General features: G+C 60.1%; 24 protein-coding genes and 1 tRNA gene. 16 read left to right on the top strand and 9 right to left on the bottom strand.

Annotated elements, in window-relative coordinates; all coding sequences use genetic code 11:
* Positions 1-52 precede the first annotated feature (52 nt).
* Positions 53-1,669, bottom strand: a complete 1,617-nt coding sequence (locus CFter6_RS19395) for an FMN-binding glutamate synthase family protein (RefSeq protein WP_061541309.1) — start codon at positions 1,667-1,669, stop codon at positions 53-55.
* Between the two features lie 312 nt (positions 1,670-1,981).
* Here CFter6_RS19395 and CFter6_RS19390 point away from each other — a divergent pair, with 312 nt between their 5' ends.
* The 6 genes from CFter6_RS19390 (at position 1,982) to CFter6_RS19365 (ending at position 6,751) form a co-directional block, all read left to right on the top strand.
* A complete protein-coding gene (locus tag CFter6_RS19390; RefSeq protein WP_061541308.1) occupies positions 1,982-2,191 on the top strand; it encodes a CsbD family protein in 210 nt (69 codons plus the stop codon).
* Positions 2,192-2,249: 58 nt separating this feature from the next.
* Positions 2,250-2,801 carry a hypothetical protein gene (locus CFter6_RS19385; protein WP_236904421.1) on the top strand — a complete coding sequence of 184 codons (552 nt, stop codon included), beginning with the start codon at positions 2,250-2,252 and terminating at the stop codon, positions 2,799-2,801.
* A 40-nt stretch (positions 2,802-2,841) separates the two neighbouring features.
* The gene (locus CFter6_RS19380) at positions 2,842-3,156 is read left to right on the top strand and encodes a BON domain-containing protein (RefSeq protein ID WP_061541307.1); all 315 of its coding nucleotides are present in this window, start codon (positions 2,842-2,844) and stop codon (positions 3,154-3,156) included.
* A 198-nt stretch (positions 3,157-3,354) separates the two neighbouring features.
* Positions 3,355-3,987, top strand: a complete 633-nt coding sequence (locus CFter6_RS19375; protein ID WP_061541306.1) for a response regulator — start codon at positions 3,355-3,357, stop codon at positions 3,985-3,987.
* A 102-nt stretch (positions 3,988-4,089) separates the two neighbouring features.
* Positions 4,090-4,518 (top strand): response regulator, encoded by a 429-nt coding sequence (locus tag CFter6_RS19370; RefSeq protein ID WP_061541305.1) that lies wholly within the window; start codon positions 4,090-4,092, stop codon positions 4,516-4,518.
* A 169-nt stretch (positions 4,519-4,687) separates the two neighbouring features.
* A complete protein-coding gene (locus tag CFter6_RS19365) occupies positions 4,688-6,751 on the top strand; it encodes a sensor histidine kinase (protein ID WP_061541304.1) in 2,064 nt (687 codons plus the stop codon).
* 33 nt (positions 6,752-6,784) lie between these two features.
* Here the strand turns inward: CFter6_RS19365 and CFter6_RS19360 are convergent, their stop codons facing one another.
* Positions 6,785-7,228, bottom strand: coding sequence for a universal stress protein (locus tag CFter6_RS19360; RefSeq protein ID WP_061541303.1), 444 nt, complete (start codon positions 7,226-7,228; stop codon positions 6,785-6,787).
* Positions 7,229-7,575: 347 nt separating this feature from the next.
* Here CFter6_RS19360 and CFter6_RS19350 point away from each other — a divergent pair, with 347 nt between their 5' ends.
* The 5 genes from CFter6_RS19350 (at position 7,576) to CFter6_RS19330 (ending at position 12,043) form a co-directional block, all read left to right on the top strand.
* Positions 7,576-8,874, top strand: a complete 1,299-nt coding sequence (locus CFter6_RS19350) for an NAD(P)/FAD-dependent oxidoreductase (protein WP_061542476.1) — start codon at positions 7,576-7,578, stop codon at positions 8,872-8,874.
* Between the two features lie 132 nt (positions 8,875-9,006).
* The gene (locus CFter6_RS19345) at positions 9,007-9,462 is read left to right on the top strand and encodes a glycine zipper domain-containing protein (RefSeq protein ID WP_061541301.1); all 456 of its coding nucleotides are present in this window, start codon (positions 9,007-9,009) and stop codon (positions 9,460-9,462) included.
* Between the two features lie 154 nt (positions 9,463-9,616).
* Positions 9,617-9,838, top strand: coding sequence for a hypothetical protein (locus CFter6_RS19340; protein WP_150118816.1), 222 nt, complete (start codon positions 9,617-9,619; stop codon positions 9,836-9,838).
* 137 nt (positions 9,839-9,975) lie between these two features.
* On the top strand, positions 9,976-10,731 hold the full coding sequence (locus CFter6_RS19335; RefSeq protein WP_236904420.1) for a c-type cytochrome: 756 nt from the start codon (positions 9,976-9,978) through the stop codon (positions 10,729-10,731).
* Between the two features lie 16 nt (positions 10,732-10,747).
* Positions 10,748-12,043 carry a c-type cytochrome gene (locus tag CFter6_RS19330; protein ID WP_061541299.1) on the top strand — a complete coding sequence of 432 codons (1,296 nt, stop codon included), beginning with the start codon at positions 10,748-10,750 and terminating at the stop codon, positions 12,041-12,043.
* A 38-nt stretch (positions 12,044-12,081) separates the two neighbouring features.
* On the opposite strand, the gene CFter6_RS19325 is transcribed toward CFter6_RS19330, so the two are convergent.
* Complete coding sequence (locus CFter6_RS19325) at positions 12,082-13,059, bottom strand: NAD(P)H-quinone oxidoreductase (RefSeq protein ID WP_061541298.1); 978 nt, start codon at positions 13,057-13,059, stop codon at positions 12,082-12,084.
* Positions 13,060-13,282: 223 nt separating this feature from the next.
* On the opposite strand from CFter6_RS19325, the gene CFter6_RS19320 reads away from it, so the two are divergent.
* The 5 genes from CFter6_RS19320 (at position 13,283) to CFter6_RS19300 (ending at position 19,580) form a co-directional block, all read left to right on the top strand.
* Positions 13,283-14,701 carry a GGDEF domain-containing protein gene (locus tag CFter6_RS19320; protein WP_167351419.1) on the top strand — a complete coding sequence of 473 codons (1,419 nt, stop codon included), beginning with the start codon at positions 13,283-13,285 and terminating at the stop codon, positions 14,699-14,701.
* A gap of 208 nt (positions 14,702-14,909) precedes the next feature.
* Positions 14,910-16,757, top strand: a complete 1,848-nt coding sequence (locus CFter6_RS19315) for an amidohydrolase (protein ID WP_061541296.1) — start codon at positions 14,910-14,912, stop codon at positions 16,755-16,757.
* Positions 16,758-16,926: 169 nt separating this feature from the next.
* Positions 16,927-17,631, top strand: coding sequence for a YoaK family protein (locus tag CFter6_RS19310; protein ID WP_061541295.1), 705 nt, complete (start codon positions 16,927-16,929; stop codon positions 17,629-17,631).
* A 77-nt stretch (positions 17,632-17,708) separates the two neighbouring features.
* A complete protein-coding gene (locus CFter6_RS19305) occupies positions 17,709-18,632 on the top strand; it encodes a DedA family protein/thiosulfate sulfurtransferase GlpE (protein WP_061541294.1) in 924 nt (307 codons plus the stop codon).
* 24 nt (positions 18,633-18,656) lie between these two features.
* Positions 18,657-19,580: a LysR substrate-binding domain-containing protein gene (locus CFter6_RS19300; RefSeq protein WP_061541293.1), complete on the top strand. Its 924-nt coding sequence runs from the start codon at positions 18,657-18,659 to the stop codon at positions 19,578-19,580.
* Positions 19,581-19,639: 59 nt separating this feature from the next.
* On the opposite strand, the gene CFter6_RS19295 is transcribed toward CFter6_RS19300, so the two are convergent.
* From CFter6_RS19295 to tolA, 6 genes are all read right to left on the bottom strand, one after another.
* Positions 19,640-20,341 carry a pirin family protein gene (locus CFter6_RS19295; RefSeq protein ID WP_061541292.1) on the bottom strand — a complete coding sequence of 234 codons (702 nt, stop codon included), beginning with the start codon at positions 20,339-20,341 and terminating at the stop codon, positions 19,640-19,642.
* A 439-nt stretch (positions 20,342-20,780) separates the two neighbouring features.
* Positions 20,781-20,856: transfer RNA gene (locus CFter6_RS19285), tRNA-Lys, on the bottom strand.
* 90 nt (positions 20,857-20,946) lie between these two features.
* Positions 20,947-21,693, bottom strand: a complete 747-nt coding sequence (gene ybgF / locus CFter6_RS19280; RefSeq protein ID WP_061541290.1) for a tol-pal system protein YbgF — start codon at positions 21,691-21,693, stop codon at positions 20,947-20,949.
* Between the two features lie 2 nt (positions 21,694-21,695).
* Positions 21,696-22,214, bottom strand: a complete 519-nt coding sequence (gene pal, locus CFter6_RS19275; RefSeq protein ID WP_061541289.1) for a peptidoglycan-associated lipoprotein Pal — start codon at positions 22,212-22,214, stop codon at positions 21,696-21,698.
* Positions 22,215-22,265: 51 nt separating this feature from the next.
* Positions 22,266-23,549 (bottom strand): Tol-Pal system beta propeller repeat protein TolB, encoded by a 1,284-nt coding sequence (gene tolB / locus CFter6_RS19270; protein WP_061541288.1) that lies wholly within the window; start codon positions 23,547-23,549, stop codon positions 22,266-22,268.
* Between the two features lie 3 nt (positions 23,550-23,552).
* The gene (gene tolA / locus CFter6_RS19265) at positions 23,553-24,479 is read right to left on the bottom strand and encodes a cell envelope integrity protein TolA (RefSeq protein ID WP_061541287.1); all 927 of its coding nucleotides are present in this window, start codon (positions 24,477-24,479) and stop codon (positions 23,553-23,555) included.
* Positions 24,480-24,488 lie beyond the last annotated feature (9 nt).

Raw genomic sequence — 24,488 nt, 5'->3', positions numbered from 1 at the left:
ACCGGCGCCGTAAAGCAAAAAAGCCAGGGTTAACAACAACCCTGGCTTTTTTTTATCCGACGCTGGCCCGGATTGGCGCCGCAGGATGAAAACTCTCGGCGCGCGCAATCGGCCAGTATTTCTCGAATACCGGATAGCGGTATTTCTGGTTCAGCAAATCCCCCGGCTGCAGATAATGCAGCAAGTCAGACATCAGCTTCACTTCATGGTCCGAGGTGCGGCGCACGATGTGATGTGCGCGTAGCGCCGAGGCATGCGGCAGGCCGGCGGCTTGCACCAGTTCCTGCAGCGCATGCAAAGTGCTTTCGTGGAAGCGGTACACGCGCTCAGCCTTGTCCGGCACTACCAGCGCTTTCTGGCGGCCCACATTCTGGGTGGCGACGCCGGTAGGGCAGCGGTCGGTGTGGCAGCTCTGCGACTGGATGCAGCCCAGCGAAAACATGAACCCGCGCGCCGAGTTGCACCAGTCGGCGCCAATCGCCAGCGTGCGCGCCAGGTCGAAGGCGGTGATCACCTTGCCGCTGGCGCCGATCTTGATGCGGTCGCGCAGGCCGGCGCCGAGCAGGGTGTTATGCACCAGCAGCAAGCCTTCCTGCAAGGGCATGCCGACATGGTCGACAAACTCCAGCGGCGCCGCGCCGGTGCCGCCTTCGGAACCGTCGACCACGATGAAGTCAGGCAGGATGCCGGTCTGCAGCATGGCTTTGACGATGCCGAAAAATTCCCAGGGATGGCCGACGCACAGCTTGAATCCGACTGGCTTGTCGCCCGACAGCGTGCGCAGTTTCTGGATGAATTCCAGCAGGCCGATAGGATTGGAAAACGACGAGTGGGTGGCCGGCGAGATGCAGTCGACGCCCATCGGCACGCCGCGCGTGGCGGATATCTCCGGCGTGATCTTGGCCGCCGGCAGCACGCCGCCGTGGCCGGGCTTGGCGCCTTGCGACAGCTTGACCGTGATCATCTTGACCTGCGGCGTTGTGGCTTGCGCCACGAATTTTTCTTCGTTGAAGCTGCCATCGCCGTTGCGGCAACCGAAATAGCCGGAAGCGATCTGCCACAGCAGGTCGCCGCCGAATTCCCGATGGTAGGGCGAGATCGAACCTTCGCCGGTATCGTGGGCGAAGCCGCCTTTCTTGGCGCCGCGGTTGAGTGCGCGGATCGCATTGGCCGACAGCGCGCCGAAGCTCATCGCCGAGACATTGAAGACCGACATCGAATACGGCTGCGCCCGTTCGGCGCCGACCGTGACGCGGAAATCGTGGCTGGCGATGATGGTCGGCGACAGCGAATGGCCGACCCATTCATAACCGCGCAGCTTGACGTCGAGCTCGGTGCCGAACGGCCGGCTGTCGACTTCGCCCTTGGCGCGCTGGTAGACCAGGCTGCGTTCCTTGCGGGTAAACGGCGCGCCGTCGTTGTCGCTCTCGAAAAAATACTGGCGCATCTCGGGGCGGATCATCTCAAACAGGAAGCGGAAATGTCCCATCAGCGGATAGTTGCGCAGGATCGCGTGGCTGCGCTGGTTCATGTCCCAGATGCCGAGCGCGGTCAACAGGCCGGGCAGCACTGCCCACCACCATCCCATCTTGCCCGCCGCGGCGCCGGCGGCAAGCAGCAAAGTCAGCGACAGCACTGCCCAGAAACTTAGATAACGACTGACTCTCATGATTTCCTTCCTTTTAAGATTGCCGCTGAGATGGCGCTTCGCTTGTGGGGAACCGCATCGGGCAGTGGCAGGCTGACAATTTTACACATTGACAGCGTGTTCCGTGCGGACCGCGCTTCCGTTTGTCCTACAAGGACATCGGTCCCTGTCCTATAGCATCGCATCGGACGGCTGGTTAGTATGAACTCACCGATGCAAGGGTAGCAATGCGGCGACCAAGCGTCATCGCTTTACAGACCTCCCTTGCATGTCAGGCCGGCCGTGCGGATTCAATCGGCCGACATCGAATTAACAACCGTCAAGGAGTGCACAATGAACTGGGACACTATTCAAGGCAACTGGAAACAATTCAAGGGCAACGTCAAGGAACAATGGGGCAAGCTGACCGATGACGACCTGGATCGGATCGCCGGCAAGCGCGACCAGCTGGCGGGCCGCATCCAGGAAGCCTACGGGATCGAGAAGGACGAAGTTGAAAAGCAGATCCACGAGTTCGAAAAGCGCCAGAAGGATCAGTTCTGAATCCCTTTTTCACCATGATTGGGCAATCACATTCATCAGTCGAAGAAAGGACATTGACATGACTATCAATAAAATCCTCGCGACCATGCTGATCGGCGTTGCCGGTTTTAGCGGCACATCGCTGGCCTTGGCGGCCGACAGCGCCAAAGCCAGCTACAAGGCGGCAGAAGATGCAGCCGACACCACTTACAAGGCCGACAAGGCAAAATGCGACGAGCTCAGCGGCAACGGCAAGGACGTTTGCCTCAAGCAAGCCAAGGCCACTCGCGAACATGCCAAGCAAGACGCAAAGGCCGAGTATAAAAATACGCCAAAAGCCGTCGCCAGCGCGCGTAAATCCGAAGCCGACGCCGACTATGCGGTAGCCAAGGAAAAATGCGATGGCCTGGCGGGTAACGCCAAGGATGTCTGCGTCAAGCAGGCCAAGGCAGACCAGACCAATGCCGTAGCGAACGCCAACACCCAGAAAGATGTGTCCAAGGCCAAGGCCGACGCTCGGGAAGAACGGGCAGATGCGCGATACAAGGTGGCCATGGCCAAGTGCGATGCGCTGGCAGGAGCTGCCAAGGATGACTGTGTCGCCGCAGCCAAGGCAGAGCTTGGCAAATGAGCGATCTATTTTGAATGCAGCATTTTAAGGAGAACTACCCATGACCATTTTTTATAAACGCTTCGCGGCATTTTTCTTTGCGCTTTGCATGCTGTCGCTGGCCGGATGCGCTGCGACCGCCACCCAGGAAGGCACCGGCGGGTATGTCGATGACGCCGTCATCACGACCAAGGTCAAGGCTGAAATCTTCAACGAGCCAAGCTTGAAATCGGCTGAAATCAATGTCGAGACTTTCAAGGGCGTGGTGCAGCTGAGCGGCTTTGTGGCGCAGCGGGACGACGCCGCCAGGGCTTCCGCGGTGGCGGCCGGGGTCAAGGGCGTGAAGTCGGTGAAGAATAACATCTTGCTGAAATAGGCTGTGACTGTCCGCCGGCCGGCGCCAGAATGGAAACGGCCGGCGGATAAATTCCGGGTGAGCGCAAGATCAAGTATTGAACAGATGCAGGAAACGGATATACACTGAATTTACAGCGTTTACGTTGGCAGCAGTCGGCCCCCACGCTAAACGCCATATGCTGGCCGAATAACCTGTCTGATTGCGGCGATTGAATAGATGATAAAAATTTTGGTGGTTGACGACCATGCGGTAGTCCGTGCCGGCGTCCAGTATTTTATTGCCGACATCCCGGAGATGGAAATCACCGGGGAAGCCGCCAATGCGCAGGAAGCGATCCGGCTGATCCGTTCGCAGGAGTACGACATCGTGCTGCTCGACATCGCGATGCCGGACAAGAGCGGGGTGGAAGTGCTGAAACAGATCAAGCGCGAGAAACCGCTGCTGCCGGTGCTGATCCTGAGCATGCATCCGGAAAGCCGCTACGCGGTGCAGGTGCTGCGCAGCGGCGCCGATGGTTATGTGCAGAAAGAGGCGCTGGCGACGGAACTGGTGAAGGCGATCGAGACCATACTGCAAGGTCACAAGTACATCAGTTATGCGGTGGCCGAGTTGTTGACGGCGGATCCCGCCAGCAATGAAAACACGCCGCTGCATGAATCCCTGTCAGCGCGCGAGTATGAGATTTTTTACAAACTGAGCCAGGGCGAAGGGGTGACCAAGATTGCCGAGGAGCTTTGTCTCAGTGTGAAGACCATCAGCACTTATCGCACCCGCGTGCTGCAGAAAATGAGCATGGCAAGCAACGCGGATATTATTTATTATGCGATCAAGAACAACCTGATCGATTAGAGGATGTGATCGTGCCGTATGCAAGAAATGCCAGTCGCCCATCCGGCCTGGCGCAATGCATAAATTGAAGCGAGGGGTGTTGCAAGATAGCCGCCAAACAAAATGGACCATACAACAACCTCCGATATAGCCAAATCCGGCGCCACGCCGTTGCGGATTTTTCTGGTGGAAGATTCAATGGCTGTCAGGAATTTGATGATTGATACCTTGAGCGAAATTCCCGGTGTGGTATTTGCCGGGTTTGCCGAGGGGGAAGGCGATGCATTGAAAAAAATCGATGCCGGGTCGTTTGATGTGCTGATCCTGGACATTGAACTCAAGGAGGGTAACGGCATGAGCCTGTTGCGTACGCTGGCGGCCTCGCCCACGCCGCTCAATTCCACGAAAATCATTTTCACCAATAACGTCAGCAGCGCCTTTCGCCGCGCCGGCGAGAAATACGGTGTGCGTTTTTTCTTCGACAAGAGTTCGGACTTCTCCAAGCTGCGTACTCTGCTGGCAGCATTGGGGACGGGGCTTCCTGATCATTAATCAGGCTATTGCCGTCTGCTGGCTGTTTGAAACGCTTTCAGTCATACTCACCCGCTGGCATCCAGCGGGTTTTGTGCTTTCATGCGACCCTTTTGCATGACCTGCTTTACGTTTGACCTGCATGGTTTGACCAACATGCATTAACCGACATGAACTTGCTGGAGGCGACTTGACGACAGACAGTCACGAGGCGGAGCTGGGCAATCCGCACTCCCAGGATTTGCTGAAGACACGCGCGCTGGAAAGTCTCACGGCGACGCGCGACTATGTGTCGCGCACTACCATTGCCGCCATCGTCGTGAACGCGGCGCTGATGATCGTTTCCGGCATGGTGCTGATTGCCTGTATTTACCAGGTAAATCTGCTGTTTCCGACTTCACAGCTGCCTCTCATGCGGGCCAACACCGCTGCCGGATTTTTATTGGCCGCCGGTAGCCTGCTGCTGCAGTGCCTGGCGGCCAGGCCGCAAAAAGCGATCCGATTTGTGGCGCAAGCGCTGGCGGTGTTGCTGCTGCTGTTTGCCGGCGCCGCGCTTTGGCAAGAAGCCTTCCATAACGCCGCCTGGCTTGAGATCGTCCTTGCAGCGTTGGCGCCGCAGCCTGGTTTGCGCAACCCGAGCGGCCTGCATCCCATGGTGGCTATCGGTTTCATTTTGTGCGGACTGGCTTTGCTGCTGCTGGACTGCCGCGGCAAAAAGGAAAGCCACCTGGCCGAATACCTGGCGATCTCCCTCATATTTTTAAGCACGATTCCGCTGCTGGGTTACCTGTACAACGTTGCGGCAATGACCCAGATGGTCTACGCAACGAGCATTCCCTGGCTCTCGGCCATCGCTTTCCTGCTGTTCGGCATGGCGCTGCTGATGTCGCGCCCGCACCAGCGTCTGATGGCGATCATCACGCGCCATGCGCCGGGCGGACAGATGCTGCGCCGCTCGCTGCCGCAGATGCTGGTGCTGCTGGTCGCCCTGCACTGGCTGGCGGACTGGGGTGCGCGCCAGGGTATCTACGACCGCACCTCGGTGCCGCCGTTGCTGACCTTGATCGACGGCGTGCTGGTGCTGTTCATTTTCTGGCGCGCCGCCGGCAAGGTCGACCGCGAATACGGAGCGCGCTTGCAAAGTGCGGCGGAGCTGGCGGAAGCCACCGCCTTGCTGATTGCGGTGAGCGACAATACCAACGACCCGATTTTCGTCAAAGACAGTCAGGGATGCCTGATTTTCGCCAATCCGGCTTATTTGCGCCAGCTCGGGCTGACGTGGCAAGAGGCCAAGCATCGCCGCAGCAGCGAGCTGTTCTCGCGTGAAGAAGATGCTCTGCGCATCGACAGGGATGATGCCCGCATCATGAGCGGCGGGGTCTCGGAAACGCTGGAACAGACGGTGCAGCTGCCAGGCGGCATGGTGACATTCCAGACCACCAAGGCGCCATGGTTCGACCAGCAGAGGCGGGTCATGGGCGTGGTCGGCATCGCCACCGACATCAGCGAGCGCAAGCGTGCCGAGGATTCGCTCAGGCTGCGCGAACTGGAGCTGGAGCGCACCATCGCCCAGCGCACCGCCTTGCTGCGCGAACTGGCCAATCACATGGAAACCATACGGGAAGAAGAGAAGCGGGCGATTGCGCGCGAGCTGCATGACAATATGGGGGCGTCCCTGACGGCGCTCAGCATGCACCTGGAGAGTGTCTACAAAATCCTGCCGGAGAATGAGCATTGGCAGCAGCGCCAGGCGCAGATGCAAACCCTGCTCAGCTCGCTGGTGGCGACCACGCGCCGGATCCAGGTTGAATTGCGGCCGAACATGCTTGAACTGTTCGGCCTGAAAGCGGCCATTCTGGAACAGCTGGAAGATTTCGGCCAGCGCACCGAGATTGTCTGCAAATCCAGCTTGCCGGACGAGGAGATCGCAGTCGATCGCAAAGTCGAAATCGCGGTCTATCGCATGCTGCAGGAAATCCTGAACAACGTCTCCAAGCACGCCCAGGCCACCCAGGTCGATCTGATTCTCGATATTGACGAAGACCGGCTGGCCTTGACGGTGCGCGATAACGGCGTCGGCATGTCGCAGGAGCGTTTTGAAAACACCGCCACCCACGGTTTGCGCGGTTTGCATGAAAGGGCGACTTACCTGGGCGGGGCAGTCCGTTTTGCCGGCGGCGAAGGCAAGGGGACGACAGTGGTGATCGAGTTGCCGATGCCAATGCCGGAGCCGGCGGAAGCGCCTAAGACATAGGCTGACGGCTGGGAGCACCAGCCTGGCGCAGGCTCAAGTCGGTGGGCAGGGATCGGTTGCCACCAGTACGCTGCAGGGCACTTTTTCGACCAGCAGGGTATCGACCGAGCCGCGCCACCAGCGTGTCGCCATCGGTTTCTTGCGCGAGTGGCCGACGATCACCAGGTCTATCGCCAGTTTGCTGACCAGGTCGCTGATCACGTTCACCGGTTCGCCGCTTTCAAAATGGTCGACTGCCTTGATGCCGGCGTCGCTGAGCAGCTTGTGACCCTTGATCAGTTCTTGTTCGAGCAGGGTTTTTTCAGCCCGGATGGCGGATTCGGCGACGAATTCGCCTGCCATCAGGTAGGTGGCAAGGTTGATGACCCCCAGCAGGTGGACCTCGACGTCAGGGCCTGGCGCCAGCTGGATGCAGGAATACAGGGCAGAACGGCTTTCGGGCGTGCCATTGTAGGCGACGAGAATTTTCCGGTACATATACCCTCCTGAAAATTTTATTTGCAATGGTCTCTGCTTTCATCATAGCGCAGTCTGGGGCTGTCAACCAGAGGCCATTTGGGTATTTGCTGCGATGTTTTCCAGCGCCGGTTTTGCATGCTGAAAGCGGATTTTTGGATCCTGCCCATGCCGTTTTTGGCGCGTTGCCGGTTTTTCCCGAATACTGCAAATTGGCCATGCCTGATCAAAAAGCGGCAAAACTACGGCACTATTGCGCTATGCAGCACTATAAAAGTAGACTTGGCCCATGGTGTGCCGATTCTGGGCTGCGCAAGCTTCAGCGTTTCGCAACGTGATTGATCAATAAACAGTTGAAGGAAAAATGGATGTCGGATGAAATCGTGATTGTCGGCGGCGGCGCCGGCGGCCTGGAGCTGGCTTGCAAGCTCGGCCGCAAGCTGGGGAGCGGCCATGTCACGCTGGTGGACCGGGCGCTGTACCACATCTGGAAACCGTCGCTGCATGAAGTTGCCGCAGGTACGCGCGATATCCACCAGGAAGGCCTGTCTTACCAGATGTTGGCGCATGACAATAAATTCCGTTTCGTCTACGGCGCCATGACTGCGCTCGACGGCATCAACAACACGATCACGGTGGATGCGGTGCTGGACGAATCGGCGCAGCAACTGATCCCGCCACGCCAGATCGGCTTCAGCAAGCTGGTGATCGCGGTCGGCAGCGTTTCCAACTATTTCGGCATCAGCGGCGCCGAGGAAAATACGATTTCGCTGAACACGACCGAAGACGCCGAACATTTCCGGCTGCGCCTGCTGAAAATGCTGGCGCTGGCGGACCTGCAGAAAGAAAAGGATCCGCAGGCGGGCGTCGATATCGTGATCGTCGGCGGCGGCGCCACCGGGGTCGAACTGGCGGCGGAATTGCGCGATGCCAGCAGCGTCTATACCGATTATGATTTCCCGCACCTGAACCCGAACCGGGACGTCCGCATCACCATCCTGGAAGGCGCGCCGCGTTTGCTGGCGCCGCTGACCGAGCGGGTTTCCAAGGCCGCCACCAAGCTGTTGCAGGAACGCGAAGTGAAGGTGGTCACCGATTGCCGCGTCGCCGCCATCGCGGAGAATTTCGTGACCGACGCCAACGGCAACAATTATGTGTCCGACCTGTGCGTATGGTCGGCCGGCATCAAGGCGCCCGATTTCCTCAAGACCCTGGGTTTGCCGGTGACCAGATCGGGCCAGCTGGAAGTCGACGGTATGCTCAAGGTCGCCGGCAGCAACAATATCTACGCGCTGGGCGATTGCGCAGCTTGCGTCGGTCCCGACGGCAAAATGGTGCCGCCGCGGGCCCAGGCCGCGCATCAGCAGGCCGACTACCTGCTGGAGATGTTCGTGCGCTCGAATAAAGGACAGGCGGCGCCGGATACGCCCTATGTCTACAAGGACCATGGCTCGCTGGTTTCGTTCGGCAGGAATACCTCGGTCGGCACCTTGATGGGCTCGCTGACCAAGCTCGGCTGGTTTGTCGACGGTTTCTTCGCCCGCATGATGTATTCGAGCCTGCACCTGATGCACCTGAACGCCTTGCTGGGGCCGGTGCGCACCGGCGTCACGGCCGCTGCCAGCAGCCTGATGAAGCATGCCAAGCCCTCGGTCAAGCTGCACTGACTTTGTAAGCATGTTGTTCAGATGTAAAAGTATGTATCGTTTGCGTGCTTTCCCTGAGAGTTGGTCTATAGTTCAAATCAACAGCCGTGGACTTAGCGGTCTGTGACTATACGACCCTTGAAGGAGTCAATCATGCTTTACAAAAAATGGATATGTGTTGCGCTGCTGGCCAGCACGACTGCTGCGGTTTCAACCTCTGCCCTGGCATACAACGACGGCGCCAATACCGCCATCGGCGCGGTGGCAGGTGCTGTCATCGGCGGCGCCGTGGGCGGCCGTAACGGCGCTATCGTCGGCGGCGTGCTCGGTGCTGCCGTGGGCGCAACTTCCGGCGGCTACCGCGACGACAACCGCGGCTATTACGATCGCGGCCAAGGTTATTATGCGCAGCCTGCGCCGGTGTACTACCGTCCTCAGCCCACTTATTACCAGCCTGCGCCGGTCTATTATCGGCCAGCCCCGGTGTATTACCGTCCGCAGCCTGTGTATTACCGTCCGCAGCCTGTGTATTACCGCCCAGCTCCGGTCTATGTGGAAAACCGCGATTATTATCGCCAGCAATATCGGGGCGGTTACTACGAGCGCTGATCCGAGGCTGAATTAAACAAGGGACGCCGGTCCAGATGAGAATCTGGACCGGCGTTTTTTATTGGCGCGCCGGATTCTTTGCTATGCGCCAGGCGCCATACGTCCTATATTGAAAAGGCCAGCGACAGCTGGCCAATACATGGAGGAGACTGCTGTGGAAAAAAACAGGCATGTAGCGACCGGCGTCAAGCACGGTAAGAAAGAAATGCAGAAAGAAATCCAGAAAAAAATGCAGCCGGTGAATCCCGCCGAACGCTGGACCGGGCACGCGCTCGACGGCAGCCAGCAGCTCGATATCGTCGAAGAGCAGATGTATGTGAACGAGCCTGGTACCACCATCGACCAGCCGCTGGTGCCGCAGAAACCGCCGAAATGACCGTCCCCGGCCTGGGACAATTTGTCCAGCCGGAAAAGCCTTCATGGCGGCTGCCGAGCCGAATTGCTACTCATTTGCTAGGCTATAATCGCATTGAGAACGCCTTCCCAAAAAATCCAACAATAAGCAGGAAAATCATGTCGATTCTTTCGGTAAGACCGGCCGGGCGCCGTCTTGGCGCACAGTTCCTGTTTTTCCTTGCGGCCGCGCTGCCGCCTGTCTTCGCCACTGCGGCCGAGGCAGATGCCGGTCCGGTTCCGGACACCATCAAACAACGTCTCACCGCCTGCACCGCCTGCCATGGCGAGCAGGGACGCGCCACCAACGACGGTTATTACCCGCGCATCGCCGGCAAGCCGGCCGGTTACCTCTACAACCAGCTGCACAATTTTCGCGAAGGACGCCGGCAGTATCCGATGATGACCTACCTGGTCGACCATCTGTCGGACGCCTACCTGCAGGAAATCGCCCAGTATTTTGCGGACCAGCATCCGCCTTATCCGCCGCCGCAGCCGCCCGATCCGTCGAGTGCAACGCGGGCGCGCGGCGAAATCCTGGTCAACCAGGGCGACCCGGCCAAGAAGATCCCGGCCTGCATCGCCTGCCATGGCAGCGCCATGACCGGCGTTTTGCCGACCACGCCAGGTTTGCTCGGCCTGCCGCGCGATTACCTGGCGAGCCAGATCGGCGCCTGGAAAAATGGCGCGCGGCATGCCGTGGCGCCCGACTGCATGGCGCAGGTAGCGCAGCGCCTGAGCGCGGAAGACATCGGCGCGGTGGCGTCCTGGCTCGCGGCGCAGCCGGTGCCTGCCGACGCCACCGCGGCCGCTCCCAGCACTGCCAAGCTGCCGCTGGCTTGCGGCAGCATCCTCCTCCCTCCCGCCAACCCTTGATGAAGCAGAGCGCAGAATGAAACGACTACTCAAGTGGATGCTGGCTGGTTTGCTGTTGCTGATCATTGCGGCTGTCGGCGTCGTGGTGGCCTTGAATGCAGACGACAACAGCGCGCCTCCGCTGCCGGCGCAGGCCGCCACGAATCCTGCCGAGCAGATAAGCCGCGGCGCTTACCTGGTGCGCGGCGGCGACTGCATGGCCTGCCATACGGCGCGCGGCGGCAAGGAACTGGCCGGCGGGCGCGCAATACAGACGCCGTTCGGCGCCATCTATGCGCCCAATCTCACGCCTGACCAGGAAACCGGCATCGGCTCCTGGTCGGCCGACGATTTCTGGCAAGCGCTGCACAACGGCAAATCGAAAGACGGCAGCCTGCTGTATCCGGCTTTCCCGTACACCAACTACACCAAGGTCACGCGCAGCGATGCCGACGCCATGTTTGCCTACCTGCGCAGCGTGCCGGCGGTGCAGCAAAAGAACCGCCAGCACGATTTGCGTTTCCCCTATAACAACCGGTTCCTGCTTTACGGCTGGCGCGCCCTGTATTTCCGGCCTGGCGTGTATCAGGACGAGACGCAGCAATCGGTGGAGTGGAACCGCGGCGCCTACCTGGTGCAAGGGCTGGGCCACTGCAGCGCTTGCCACACTACCCGCAATGCCTTGGGCGGCACTGACTTGAAGGCGGACCTGGGCGGCGGTTTTATCCCGGTGGTCAACTGGTATGCGCCGTCGCTGACTTCGGACCAGGAAATCGGCCTTGGCGACTGGGATATCGAGCACATTACAGGCCTGCTGAAAAATGGCGTCTCGCCGCGCGGCACGGTGCTGGGACCGATGGCGGAAGTGGTGGGCGCCAGCCTGCAGCACCTGAGCGACCAGGATGTGCGGGCCATGGCGGTTTACCTGAAGTCCTTGCCGCGCCAGAAAGAAGCCTCGGAGCTCAAGGAGCGCGCCAGTCCGGACGAAGTGGCGCGGGTGATGGAGCTGGGGCAGAAGATCTACAAAAACCATTGCATCGATTGTCACCAGGCTTCCGGCAAAGGCCAGTGGCCGGCTTATCCGCCGCTGGCAAGCAATCACGCGATCACCATGCCGGCGCCGGTGAATGCGATCCGGGTAGTGCTCAACGGCGGATTTGCGCCGAGCACTGCTGCCAATCCGCGTCCCTACGGCATGCCGCCATACGGGCCTGCCTTGAGCGATAGCGAAGTGGCGGCAGTGGTCTCGTATATCCGCAACAGCTGGGGCAACAAGGCGCCGATCGTCAGCGCAGCCGAGGTCAACCGTTATCGCGCGGTGCCGCTGGATTAGGTCTGTGGTTGCCGTAGGGTGGGCACGGTATGCCCACCCTACACGGTCAGCATGATCTTGCCGATATGCGAACTGCTTTCCATCAGCGCATGCGCTTGCGCTGCCTGTTCGAGCGGAAAGGTCTTGAAGATCACCGGCTTGATTTTTTTTGCCGCCAGCAGCGGCCAGACGCGCTCCTGCAGCTGGGCAGCGATGGCAGCCTTGAAGGCAATCGGCCGCGGCCGCAGGGTCGAGCCGGTAATCGTCAGGCGCCGCATCATGATGTGGCGGAAATCGATATTGGCGCTGCTGCCGCCCAGGGTGGCGATGAATACCAGGCGGCCGTCGTCGGCCAGGCAGCTGATTTCGCGCGGCACGTAATCGCCGGCCACCATGTCTAGGATCACATTGACGCCCTTGCCGTCGGTCGCAGCCTTGATGACGGCGGCGAAATCTTCAGTGCGGTAATTGATCGCGCGTTCAGCGCCGAGCGCTTCGCAGGCGCGGCATTTTTCATCCGAGCCGGCGGTGGCGAATACCCGGTGGCCAAGCGCCGTGGCAATCTGGATCGCAGCCGCGCCGATGCCGGAACTGCCGCCCTGCACCAGCAGGGTCTCGCCGCTCGCCAGCTTTGCGCGATCGAAGACATTGCTCCAGACGGTATAGAAGGTTTCCGGCAGAGACGCCGCTTCCGCCGCGCTCCATCCCTCTGGCAGCGGCAGGCACTGGGCGGTCGGCGCGCAGCAGTATTCGGCATAACCGCCGCCTTGCACCAGGGCGCATACCAGGTCGCCTTTTTTGAAGGGGCTGCCGCCGAAATCGCCGTCGACGATTTCACCGGCGATCTCCAGCCCCGGCAAATCGGATGCCCCGGGTGGCGGCGAATAGTTGCCGGTGCGCTGGAACACGTCCGGCCGGTTGATGCCGGCGGCTTGCACCTTGATCAGGACTTCACCTGGCTTGAACGAAGGCAGGGGGCGTTCGCAGATCTGCAATACTTCCGGGCCGCCGGGATGGGTGATTTCGATAGCGCGCATGGCATGGTCTCAAGATAAAAGAGCCATTGTATGACAAGTCCAATTTCTCTTTTGAAAGCGCAAGTAATAGCTTTTTTGTATTAGCCCGTCACGGGCATTCAAGTTATCATTTTGATGCCCATGGGTAAGATTTCTTTGTGGAAATTCAATCATTCAAGGGCTTTATAAAGAACAGGCGATGACCGACCGCGCACATAATGCACGTAGTGCAGGCAACAAAGCCATGTCCAAGCCGGCCTGGCATCCTATCAGCGCTTCGCCGGCGACGCGGCAGGCGAGCAGCCGCCAGCGGCGGCACGCCCTGTGGGTCTGCGTCGGGATCGTGCTGGGAACGCTGCTGTTGCTGCCGGCGGCAGCGGTCATGGGGCCGCGGGTGCCGGCTTTCCTCCCTTCCTACCAGACCGCGACCGTGGTCGCCTATGTCATCATCACCTATCTGATTTTTGCCCACTATCGCGCCACCAGGGCGCTCGATTTGCTGTATATCGGCGCCGCCTGCTTTTATTGCGCCGGGATCTTCCTGCTGCAATTCCTGGCTTTGCCCGACATGTTCCTGCCGCAAGGAGCATTGCTGGGCGGGCCGCAGACTACGATCTGGTTGTGGTTTTTCTGGCATGCCGGCCTGGCGCTGGGAATCCTGGCCTATGCCGCCAGCCGCTGGTGGAGCCCGGCCCTGGCGCATTACCATCCCGGACGCATGGCGCAATGGCTGATGGCGGCGGTGGCGGTGGCGCTGGTGGCCAGCCTGGCCCTGGTCACGGCATTCCATGAGCAATTGCCGGTGCTGGACAACAACGGCAATTTTCATCGCGTGCTCACCAGCGGCGTCGGCCCCTTGCTGCAAGCGCTTACCGCTGCAGCCTTGCTGCTACTGTGGCAAGCCACCCGCTTCCGGGCGGTCTTGCATGTATGGCTGGGGGTGGCGCTGGTTGCGCTGCTATGCGACAACGCCATCACCATGGCCGGCGGCAGCCAGTTCTCGGTGGGCTGGTATGTCGGCCGCTGCAACGCGCTGGTTTCTGCCACGCTGCTGCTGCTGATCTATCTGCGCGAAATGAACCAGGTCTATCTGAAGACAGTGCACGACGCGCGCTTGCTGGCGCTGAACAACGCCATGCTGGAAGTCAGGATGGACCAGGTGCGGCTGGACGACCTGACCGGCCTGCCTAGTCGTTCCCTGTTCCTGGAACTGGCGGAAACCTTGCGCAGCCGCGACTTGCCGGGCCGCCATGCGGTGGCGCTGCTGTTCATCGACCTGGACGGATTCAAGCGCATCAACGACGACCTCGGGCATGACCGCGGCGATACCGTGCTGGTCGAAGTGGCCGCTGCCCTCAGGTCGGTGCTGCGCGACAGCGATATCGCCGGCCGGGTCGGCGGCGATGAATTCGTGGTGTGCCTGGTGGCGCCCGCCGCCGCCATCAAAGCTACCGCCACCGCGGTCGCCGGCCGCATCGTCAGCCGCGTCGCCGCCATCGGCGACGGTATCGGCTGCAGCATCGGCATCGCCCTGTGCCAGGCCGAAAACATGGAGTGGGATTCTGCCATGCGCCAGGCGGACGAAGCGATGTACCAGGCCAAGCGCCAGGGCAAAAGCCGCTTCACGGTATACGGCCATACGCTGCTGGATGAGATGGCCTGAAGCTGTGCGTCTGTTTGTTGAAAATGTCATTAAATCAATAATCGATAAATTCGATTACTCGCCTATAAATTTTCCGTTTTTCTTTTAATTTCTCCTCGGCCATACTGCAATTCATTGGCGCTGATCCAGGGCCAGTCAAAAGAAATCGATTCTTATTTTAATGTCGAATTAATTGCATCATCAGATCCGAAAGCATCAGGAGAAGACCATGAGCGCAGACATGATTTTGTTGAACGGCCGTTTTCACACGGTCGACAAGACACAGCCGCTGGCGGCAGCGGTGGCGATACAGGATGGAAAATTCATTGCCGTCGGCGATGCCGAAGAGGCGATGCGTCACCGCGGTGCGACGACCCAGGTGATCGACCTGAACGGCCGCACCGTGATCCCCGGCCTGAACGACTCCCACTTGCACCTGATCCGCGGCGGCCTCAACTACAGCCTGGAATTGCGCTGGGAAGGCGTGCCTTCGCTGGCGGACGCCTTGCGCATGCTGAAACAGCAGGCACTGCGCACGCCGCACCCGCAGTGGGTGCGCGTGGTCGGCGGCTGGACCGAATTCCAGTTCGCCGAAAAGCGCATGCCGACCCTGGAAGAAATCAATGCCGCCGCGCCCGACACGCCGGTGTTCATCCTCCACCTGTACGACCGCGCCTTGCTCAACCGCGCCGCCTTGCGCGCCGTCGGCTACACCAAGGACACGCCGAATCCGCCAGGCGGCGAAATCCAGCGCGACGCCGCCGGCAATCCGACCGGCATGCTGATCGCCAAGCCGAACGCGATGATCCTGTATGCGACCCTGGCCAAGGGCCCGGCCTTGCCGCACGAGCAGCAAGTCAATTCCACCCGCCAGTTCATGCGCGAACTGAACCGGCTCGGCCTCACCAGCGCCATCGACGCCGGCGGCGGCTTCCAGAATTATCCGGAAGATTACGCCATCATCGACCAACTGGCGCGTGACCAGCAGCTGACGATACGCATCGCCTACAACCTGTTCACCCAGCGCAAAGGGCAGGAGCTGGAAGATTTCCAGAAATGGACCGGCATGGTTTCGCCTGGCCAGGGCGACGATTTCTACCGCCATAACGGCGCCGGCGAGATGCTGGTATTTTCGGCGGCGGACTTTGAAGATTTCCTTGAGCCGCGGCCGGAACTGGCGGCCGGCATGGAAGACGAACTGGAGAAAGTGGTGCGGCACCTGGTCTCGCAGCGCTGGCCGTTCCGCCTGCATGCCACCTACAACGAGTCGATCAGCCGCATGCTCGATGTATTTGAAAAAGTGAACCGCGAAATTCCTTTCGACGGTCTGCACTGGATTTTCGACCATGCGGAAACCATCACGCCGCAGAATATCGAGCGGGTGCGCGTGCTGGGCGGCGGCATCGCCATCCAGCACCGGATGGCGTTCCAGGGCGAATATTTTGTCGACCGCTACGGCGCCGAAGCTGCCGCCCACACACCGCCGATCGCGCGCATGCTGGAGATGGGCGTGCCGGTCGGCGCCGGCACCGATGCCACCCGGGTGGCCAGCTACAACCCTTGGACCGCGCTGTACTGGCTGGTGTCGGGGCGCACCGTCGGCGGCATGAAGCTGTACGACAGCGCCGCCCGGCTGCCGCGCGAAACCGCGCTTGAACTGTGGACCAACGGCAGCGCCTGGTTCTCCAGCGAGCAGGGCAAGAAGGGCCGCATCAAGCAAGGGCAGCTGGCGGACCTGGCGGTATTGTCGGCAGACTTCTTCAGCGTCGACGAAGACAGCATCAAGGCGCTGGAGTCGGTGCTGACGGTAGTGGGCGGCAAGATCGTATATGGCGCCGCGGAGTTCGGACCGCTGGCGCCGCCGCCGATCCCGGTCTTGCCGGACTGGTCGCCGGTGAAGAATGTGCCGGGCCATTATCGTCCGGTATCGCAGCAGCGCCAGGCCCTGCCGCATCAGTGCGCAGGCGCCTGCGGCGTGCACGCCCATGCGCACGATGCGGCAAGAAAATCGACAGTGCCGATTTCAGACTATTCGGGATTCTGGGGCGCCTTGGGTTGCAGCTGCTTCGCGTTTTAAACTTGTGCTAAGTTCCGTCCCGGGGACGATTTGAGGATTATCATGCGTTATACAAAAATCACATCGGGTTTGTTGTCGCCGTTCGCCGCCGACTCCGGTCGGCGCTTTGCTGGCGGTGGCGATGACATTGGGTTACCTGGCTGCGGCCAGGCTTGACGGAGGGCGCGGGATGCAGGCAGGCAATCGCAGGACCCATCAATCGGTCGTACTGAGTTTCCTCGCCGGTTATGTCGACACCGTAGGTTTCGTCGCCTTGTTCGGCCTGTTCACCGCACACGTCACCGGCAACTTCGTGCTGATCGGCAGCGAGCTGGCCAATCATTCGCATGGCGTGCTGATCAAGCTGCTGGCGTTCCCGGCCTTCATACTCGCGGTGGCGCTGACGCGCGTCACGCTCATCTGGCTGGAACGCAGCGCTCGCCAGCCCATGCCTTACCTGCTGGTGCTGCAGCTGATTTTTTTGCTGGGCTTCATGATCGCCGGCTGCCTGGCGCAACCGCTCGGCGATACGGAAGCGCCGCTGGCCCTGCTGGCCGGCATCTGCGGCGCCGCCTGCATGGGCGTGCAGAACGCCAGCAGCCGCCTGGTGCTGCAGCACCTGACGCCGACCACGGTCATGACCGGCAATGTCACCCAGCTGGTGATCGACCTGGTCGACATCCTGCGCGGTGCGGCGGACGAAACGGTGCGCCAGCGCTGCATCAAGTTCTTCTGGCCGGTGGTGATGTTCGGCGTCGGCGCCATCGGCGGCGCCTTTGCCTACAAATACCTGTTGTTCCTGTCCCTGCTGCTGCCGGCGGCGCTGCTGGTCTGGCTGGCGGTCACGGAATATCTTTCAGAAAAGGGTGAAGCGGGATCGCCATCAACTTTATAATGATCGAGGAATTACGGCGATAGTTCGATATTGCCGATATGACACGACACTGGATATGTAGCGAGGCGACGAAAGAAATGACCTACCTGTTTCATTTGATTGAGCAATATGGGCTGGTCATCGTCTTTTTCAATGTGCTGGCCGAACAGCTGGGAGCGCCGGTGCCGGCTTATCCGACCCTGGTGATTACCGGCGCACTGATGCACCGCGGCGAATATTCTGCGCCGGTGCTGTTGCTGACGGCAGTGGCGGCGGCGCTGGTCGCCGATTTCCTCTGGTACATGGCAGGCCGGCGTTACGGCAGGAAAGTGCTCTCTACCTTGTGCCGGATTTCGCTGTCGCCCGATTCCTGCGTGCGGCAAACCGAATCCATCTATTCGCGCTGGGGCGCACGTTCGCTGCTGGTCGCCAAGTTCATTCCGGGTTTTGCTTCCATCGCCAGCGCGCTGGCCGGCACCATCGGCACCAGCCGCACTACTTTTATCGTCTACGACAGCATAGGCGCGGCCTTGTGGGCCGGCCTGGCGATTTTCCTCGGTTCGCTGTTCAGCACCACCATCGACGACTTGCTGAGCGTGCTGACCGAACTCGGCCAGTACGGCATGATGCTGGTCGCCGCCGGTTTTGCGATTTTCGTCGCCAGCAAATGGTGGCAGCGGCGGCGCTTCCGCATGTCTCTGCGCATGGCGCGCATCTCGGTGGCGGAACTGGACCAGCTGTTCAAGCAGGGCATCACGCCGGCCATCGTCGACGTCCGCTCGCCTGCTTCGCAGCAGGCTGGACGCATTCCTGGCGCGCGCACCATCTCGCATCAGGAGATCAACAGCTTCGTGTTCGATGCGCCGGTGGACCAGGAAGTGATCGTCTACTGCGCCTGTCCCAACGAAGCTTCGGCGGCGCTGGTCGCCAAGCAGCTGATGCTGAGGGGTTACAAGAAGGTGCGGCCGCTGTCGGGCGGCATAGACGCCTGGATCGCGGCCGGCTACGCGATCGATTCCTAATTCGTCCTCTCTATCGGGAACCCCATGTTCAGAATCAGTCTCGATGCGCTGTTGATCCTTGACGCCATCGACCGCCGCGGCTCGTTTTCCGCCGCCGGCAGCGAATTGCACCGGGTGCCTTCGACCATCTCCTATACCGTATCGAAACTCGAACAGGACCTGGGCGTGCAGGTCTACGAACGCCAAGGGCCGAAGGTAGCGCTGACGCGCGCCGGCGTGGAATTGCTGAAGGAAGGGCGCTACCTGCTGAAGGCGGCGGAAGACCTGGAACATCGTGTGCGCCGCGTGGCCTCCGGCTGGGAAACCGAACTGACGATCTGCATAGACTCGCTGTTTTCGATAACAGCCTTGGAGTCCGACATCTCTGCTTTTTGCCGCGTCGCCGATAAAACCCGCTTGCGCATCGCCAGGGAATCGCTGGCCGGCACCTGGGAAGCCCTGCTGGAACGCCGTGTTGATTTGCTGATTGCGGCGCCGGGGCAGGGACCGGCAGGCGGCGGTTACATCGCCGAGAAGATGGGTACGATCTCCTTTGTATTCGTGGTGGCGCCGACGCATCCGCTGGCCAAGGTGAAGCGGGTTCTGGGCAAGGCCGAACTGCTGCCGCATCGCGCCATCAGCGTGGCCGATTCGGCGCGCAAGATGGCGTCGCGCACGGTGGGGCTGCTGTTCGGGCAAGACACGCTGACGGTGCCTGACATGCGCAGCAAATACGACTTGCAGCTGGCAGGCATCGGCTTCGGTTTTTTGCCGGAGCCGTGCGCACGCGCGGCGATTGCTGCGGGCGCCCTGATCGTGAAAGAAGTGGAAGAGCCGAAGCCGGACGAAACCTTTTCGCTGGCGTGGCGCACCGGCGACGATGGCGCCGCCTTGAGCTGGTGGATGGAGCGCATGCGCGACAGCGACGCCATGGCGCGCCTGATCCGCCATGTGCCGGGAGCGCTTTAAAAAAAGCCGGGCAGCTTGACGCTGTTCCGGCTTGCCTGGTTTCTGCTACGCCTGCCAGATCAATAGGGCAGGTCGAACAGCAATACTTCCGCAGCATCGGCATTGGCCAGTGTGACTACATTCTCGGCCGTCACCTTCACCGCATCGCCGCCGTTCAGCTCGACGCCGTTGACGCTGACGTGGCCGCGTATCACATGCACGTAGGCGTTGCGCCCGTCTGCCAGCTTGTGCTGCAGCGGCTCGCCGCCGTTCAGGATCGCTGCATAAATCGCCGCATCCTGATGTATCAGCACCGAGTCGCCGCGGCCGTCGGCCGATGCGATCAGGCGCAGCTGTTGCTGCTTTTGCGCGACGGTGAAATGCTTTTCCTCGTAGCTGGGCGGAATGCCGGCGACATTCGGCTTGATCCAGATCTGCAGGAAATGCACGGGCGCGCTGGCCGAGTGATTGAACTCGCTGTGGCGTACGCCGCTGCCTGCGCTCATCCTTTGCACGTCGCCGTAATGCAGGACCGAACCGGTGCCCATGCTGTCCTTGTGTTCCAGCGCGCCGTCCAGCACATAGGAAATGATTTCCATGTCGCTGTGGCCGTGGGTGCCGAAACCCTGGCCGGCTTTTACGCGGTCTTCATTGATCACCAGCAGCGGCCCGAAGCCGGTATGTCCCGCATCGAAATAGTGGCCGAACGAAAATGTATGGTGCGAATTCAGCCAGCCGTGATCGGCGACGCCGCGTTCTTCGCTTTTACGAATCTGAAGCATGGTTTTTCTCCGTCAGTGACTGCAGGCAGCGCCATTTTCCACTATGAAAAATGGTTGCGATGGATGTAGTGTTGAAGCAACTGGAACAAGTATGCGCGTTGCCAAATCAAAAGAAAAACGGAAAAAATAAGGGGATATGTTCGAATTTATCGATTATTAAGCGAATGCCTTTGTTTATGCCATTCTTGGGCCATGGGCGGATTTTTCCAGGGATATTAAAGACGGAAAAAACCTGCATATCAACATAAAATTCGAAAACAGATAGCCGTGTAGAAATTATTTGCAATAAATGCGCAGCCAGATGCTGGAATTCGAAGAAGGGGAGAGAGCTCGCGGTGGCGCAAAAACCGGCGGGCAAAAACAAAAAAGCCGCTTACATTTCTGCAAGCGGCTGCTTCTGTGTTTCTGTGCTTCTGTTTTTCTTGCTACTGCTTATTCGTGGTAGGCCGTGCGGGATTCGAACCTGCGACCAACGGATTAAAAGTCCGCTGCTCTACCAGCTGAGCTAACGACCCGAAAGACCGCTATTATATGTAAAGTGTATATGAGCTGTCAAACCCATATGCACTTTTATTTATATAATCTGCAAAATTAAATTTTGCCGCTCACTTGAGCGTGGCCAGGCGTTCCTTTGCTGTCTGGGCCGCCTGCGTGTTCGGATACTGCGACAGCAGCTGTTCCAGTGCGCGCTTGGACTGTGGCTTGTTCTTCAGCTCGGTGTAGCTGCTGGAGATAGTCAACAGGGCATCGGCGGCCTTGGGATTGTCGGCATACTTGCTGACCACCACCTGCTGCGCCGCTATCGCATTCTTGTAATCGCGCAGGGCGTAATACGAATTGCCCAGGAAATATTGCGCGGACGGCGCCAGGCCCGAATCCGGGCTGGAGCGCACGAAATTCGAAAATGCCGTGGCCGCGGTTTTATAGTCGCCCGACTTGAAGGTCGCCAGCGCTGCATCGTAGGCCTTCTGGTCGTTGGCGCCGATGCTCACTTCCTGGCCGTCGACGCTGACCTTCTGCGGCTCCAGCTTGCGCATGCGGGTATCGAGGTCGACGTAGAAATCTTTCTGGCGCTGCTGGGTATTGGCCAGCTCGTTGGTCAGCACTTCGATCTGTCCGCGCAGCTTGGCGATTTCCTGGTTCAGGCGATCATTCTGGTCGGACAGGCTCAGGGAACTGGTCTTGTCGGCCTTGGTATCGACCCTGGCATTCACCGCATCGATCTTGCTGCGTATATCCAATATCGCCCGACGTGCTTCATCGTCGTCAAACAGCCCGGCGCGGGCGGTCGGAGCGGAAAAAACTGCGGCCAGCATGGCCGCAGTTATCGTGGCTTTGAAGAACGTCCGCATCATTATTGATAAACGATGTCGGAACGGCGGTTTTCAGCGTAGGACGCTTCGTCGCTGCCGAGAGCCTTAGGTTTTTCCTTGCCCAGCGAAACCGCTTCGACCTGGGTGTCCGATACGCCTAACAACACCAATGCCTTGCGTACTGCCTCGGCACGTTTTTGTCCCAGCGCCAGGTTGTATTCGCGGCCGCCGCGGTCATCGGTATTGCCTTGGATGATGATCTTGCGGTTCTTGTGGCTGTTCAGGTACTGGGCGTGCGCTTCGACTACTGCCTTGAACTCGTCCTTGACGGTGTAGCTGTCGAAGTCAAAGTAAATGCTGCGCTTGGAGAGGATGCCGCCTGGCTGGTTCAGCGGATCGCTGGAGCCGGCGTCAACCGTATTGACGGAACGGGTATCAGCGCCGGTAGCGCCGCTGTCGACGACCGGGACTGCCTTGTCGTCCAGCTTGACAGGGGACGAGCAAGCGGCCAGCAAGATGGCGCTGGCAACGACGAGGGCAAAGTTTCTGATATTTAGCATTTTTAATTCTCCAGAGTGGGAAACGAACGTCGATTCAAAGTAACTACGTGATTATTTCATGAAAGGACCCCAAGTAGGCTCCCGTATATCGCCTGCCTGCATAGTTAAGCGCTGTTTTACGCGGCCGTCAACTGAGACCACCGCCAGCGAACCGCGGCGGCCCGATTCTGTGGCGTACATGATGTATTTGCCGTTCGGCGAAAAACTCGGGGATTCATCCTTGACTGTGTCCGACAAACGCTGCTCCTGGCCGTTGCTCAGGTCCAGCGCATACAGCTGGAAGCGGCCGCCGCGCTGCGAAATATACGCCAGCGTCTTGCCGTCGGGTGAAATCCGCGGGCTGATGTTGTAAGTGCCGCCGAAGGTCACGCGCTGGGCGTCGCCGCCGTTGGCGCTCATCTTGTAGATTTGCGGGCCGCCGCTGCGGTCGCTGGTGAAGTAGATGTTCTGGCCGTCTGCCGAAAACTGCGGTTCGGTGTCGATACCGTTGGTCTGGGTCAGGCGCCGCAAGCCGCCGCCGTCGGAGTTCACCACGTAGACCTGGGTCAGGCCGTCGCGCGCCAGCGCAATCGCCAGCTTGCTGCCGTCAGGCGACCATGACGGCGCCGAATTGCTGCCCTTGTAGTTGGCCACCACGATGCGCTGCTTGGTGATCAGGTTCTGCACGTAGACCACCGGTTTCTTGGCTTCGAACGAGACATAGGCGACCTTGGTGCCGTCCGGCGACCAGGCCGGCGAAATGATCGGTTCGTTGGAACGCAGCGCGACCTGGGTGCCTTCGCCGTCGGAGTCGGCTACTTCCAGCCGGTATTCCTTGCCGGCCTTGATGATGTAAGCGATGCGGGTGGCAAATGCGCCGCGCGCGCCGATCAGTTTTTCATAGATGTCGTCGGCGATCTTGTGGGCGGTGACCCGCGTGTATTGTGGCGCGGCAGCCATCGCCAGGGCCGACAGCTGGGCCGATTTGACGGTGTCCATCAGGCGGTAGCGCACATCGAAACGGCCGTCGGCCAGGCGCTGTACGCTGCCGACCACCAGGGCGTCGGCGCCGCGTGCTTTCCAGTCGCCCAGGTTGACCTGGGTCGCTTCGGAGATGACGTCGCCGGTATCGATAATCTTGAAATACCCGCTGCGCGCCAGGTCGGCCTTGATGATCGCGGTAACCTGCTGCGGCGCCAGGTCTTCGTTGCTGAAGCCGGCGATGGCGATCGGAATCTGGCTGGCGCCGACGCCTGAGGTTTCGATGCGCAGCTGGGCGTTGGCCGGGGCGCTGAACGCCACCGCGGCAAGCACGAGACCGATGGCTGCGAATAGTTGGTGCAGTTTGTTTTTCATGGCTTACTGATCTTTCGGTTTATGGGTTCCGATGAAGCTGGACGGAACAGAACCCGTTTTGTCTTTTGGATAAGGCGCCGATTTCTCAATCGCTCGTTTGACTGCCTCGTCAAAACCGGAAACTCCAGAGGATTTCCTGAGGCGCACGCTCGCCACCGAACCGTCCGGTAGCAGTTGGACATCAAATTCCGCTGCCGGGTTTCCGGCCAGGCCTTCGGGCACATTAAAGATAATGTTCGACTTGATCTTGCTGGCAACCTTTTGCGCATAGCCAGGATCGCCGCGCGGCCCTTGCGACTGGGCTGCGGTGCCGGTGCTGTTGGCGGGGCCATTGCCGACAGCCTGGCCCAGCATGCGCTTCATTTCATCGCTGCGGCGCTTGGTTTCGGCGGCAGCCTCTGTAGCTGCCTGTTTCTTCTTGGCATCGGCTTCAGTCTTTTTGGCGGCATCCAGTTTCTGTTTTTCCTGGGCGGCGGCCTTGTCCTTGGCGGCTTTTTGCTCAGCCTCGGCCTTCAGCCTGTCCTTTTCCTCTTGTTCCTCTTGCTGTTTTTGCAATTTCCGCTGCTTTTCCAGTTCTTCCTGGCGCTGCAGGTCCTTGCGTTCCTGCTCTTTGCGTTTCTTTTCCTGTTCCAGCGCGATTTCCGGATCCGGCAACGGCGGCGCCACCACCTTCGGCGGCGTGGTGTCCTGGATCACCGGCTCCGGCTTCGGTTCCGGAGTCGGCTGCGGCACTGGTTCCGGCGGCGTCGGCGCGGCATCCTTGATCTGCGGATCCCAGATTTCAGCTTCGACTGCTATCGGCTGCGTGCTTTGCCAGTGGATGCCGAACCAGAGGAAGGCAAACAGGGCGGCATGCACCGCCGCTGCAAGCATGATGGCGCGTATGCTGCCGGGTTCTTTTGGTACGGAATACGGGGAGTTGCCTGTCATAACCAGATC

Source organism: Collimonas fungivorans (genome assembly GCF_001584145.1).
Classification (GTDB): domain Bacteria; phylum Pseudomonadota; class Gammaproteobacteria; order Burkholderiales; family Burkholderiaceae_D; genus Collimonas; species Collimonas fungivorans.
The sequence above is the reverse complement of the archived record's forward strand: the minus strand, read 5'-3'. Positions and strand labels throughout refer to the sequence as shown.

Bases quoted from the DNA above. Each gene is read 5' to 3' on its own strand.
- CFter6_RS19345 (WP_061541301.1), top strand. From the start codon at position 9,007: ATGCTTTACAAAAAATGGATATGTGTTGCGCTGCTGGCCAGCACGACT.
- CFter6_RS19305 (WP_061541294.1), top strand. From the start codon at position 17,709: ATGACCTACCTGTTTCATTTGATTGAGCAATATGGGCTGGTCATCGTC.
- CFter6_RS19310 (WP_061541295.1), top strand. From the start codon at position 16,927: ATGCAGGCAGGCAATCGCAGGACCCATCAATCGGTCGTACTGAGTTTC.
- CFter6_RS19395 (WP_061541309.1), bottom strand. From the start codon at position 1,669: ATGAGAGTCAGTCGTTATCTAAGTTTCTGGGCAGTGCTGTCGCTGACT.
- CFter6_RS19390 (WP_061541308.1), top strand. From the start codon at position 1,982: ATGAACTGGGACACTATTCAAGGCAACTGGAAACAATTCAAGGGCAAC.
- tolA (WP_061541287.1), bottom strand. From the start codon at position 24,479: ATGACAGGCAACTCCCCGTATTCCGTACCAAAAGAACCCGGCAGCATA.
- CFter6_RS19370 (WP_061541305.1), top strand. From the start codon at position 4,090: ATGGACCATACAACAACCTCCGATATAGCCAAATCCGGCGCCACGCCG.
- CFter6_RS19375 (WP_061541306.1), top strand. From the start codon at position 3,355: ATGATAAAAATTTTGGTGGTTGACGACCATGCGGTAGTCCGTGCCGGC.
- CFter6_RS19315 (WP_061541296.1), top strand. From the start codon at position 14,910: ATGAGCGCAGACATGATTTTGTTGAACGGCCGTTTTCACACGGTCGAC.
- CFter6_RS19330 (WP_061541299.1), top strand. From the start codon at position 10,748: ATGAAACGACTACTCAAGTGGATGCTGGCTGGTTTGCTGTTGCTGATC.
- CFter6_RS19360 (WP_061541303.1), bottom strand. From the start codon at position 7,228: ATGTACCGGAAAATTCTCGTCGCCTACAATGGCACGCCCGAAAGCCGT.
- pal (WP_061541289.1), bottom strand. From the start codon at position 22,214: ATGCTAAATATCAGAAACTTTGCCCTCGTCGTTGCCAGCGCCATCTTG.
- CFter6_RS19325 (WP_061541298.1), bottom strand. From the start codon at position 13,059: ATGCGCGCTATCGAAATCACCCATCCCGGCGGCCCGGAAGTATTGCAG.
- CFter6_RS19380 (WP_061541307.1), top strand. From the start codon at position 2,842: ATGACCATTTTTTATAAACGCTTCGCGGCATTTTTCTTTGCGCTTTGC.
- ybgF (WP_061541290.1), bottom strand. From the start codon at position 21,693: ATGCGGACGTTCTTCAAAGCCACGATAACTGCGGCCATGCTGGCCGCA.
- tolB (WP_061541288.1), bottom strand. From the start codon at position 23,549: ATGAAAAACAAACTGCACCAACTATTCGCAGCCATCGGTCTCGTGCTT.
- CFter6_RS19350 (WP_061542476.1), top strand. From the start codon at position 7,576: ATGTCGGATGAAATCGTGATTGTCGGCGGCGGCGCCGGCGGCCTGGAG.
- CFter6_RS19295 (WP_061541292.1), bottom strand. From the start codon at position 20,341: ATGCTTCAGATTCGTAAAAGCGAAGAACGCGGCGTCGCCGATCACGGC.
- CFter6_RS19335 (WP_236904420.1), top strand. From the start codon at position 9,976: ATGTCGATTCTTTCGGTAAGACCGGCCGGGCGCCGTCTTGGCGCACAG.
- CFter6_RS19300 (WP_061541293.1), top strand. From the start codon at position 18,657: ATGTTCAGAATCAGTCTCGATGCGCTGTTGATCCTTGACGCCATCGAC.
- CFter6_RS19385 (WP_236904421.1), top strand. From the start codon at position 2,250: ATGACTATCAATAAAATCCTCGCGACCATGCTGATCGGCGTTGCCGGT.
- CFter6_RS19320 (WP_167351419.1), top strand. From the start codon at position 13,283: ATGTCCAAGCCGGCCTGGCATCCTATCAGCGCTTCGCCGGCGACGCGG.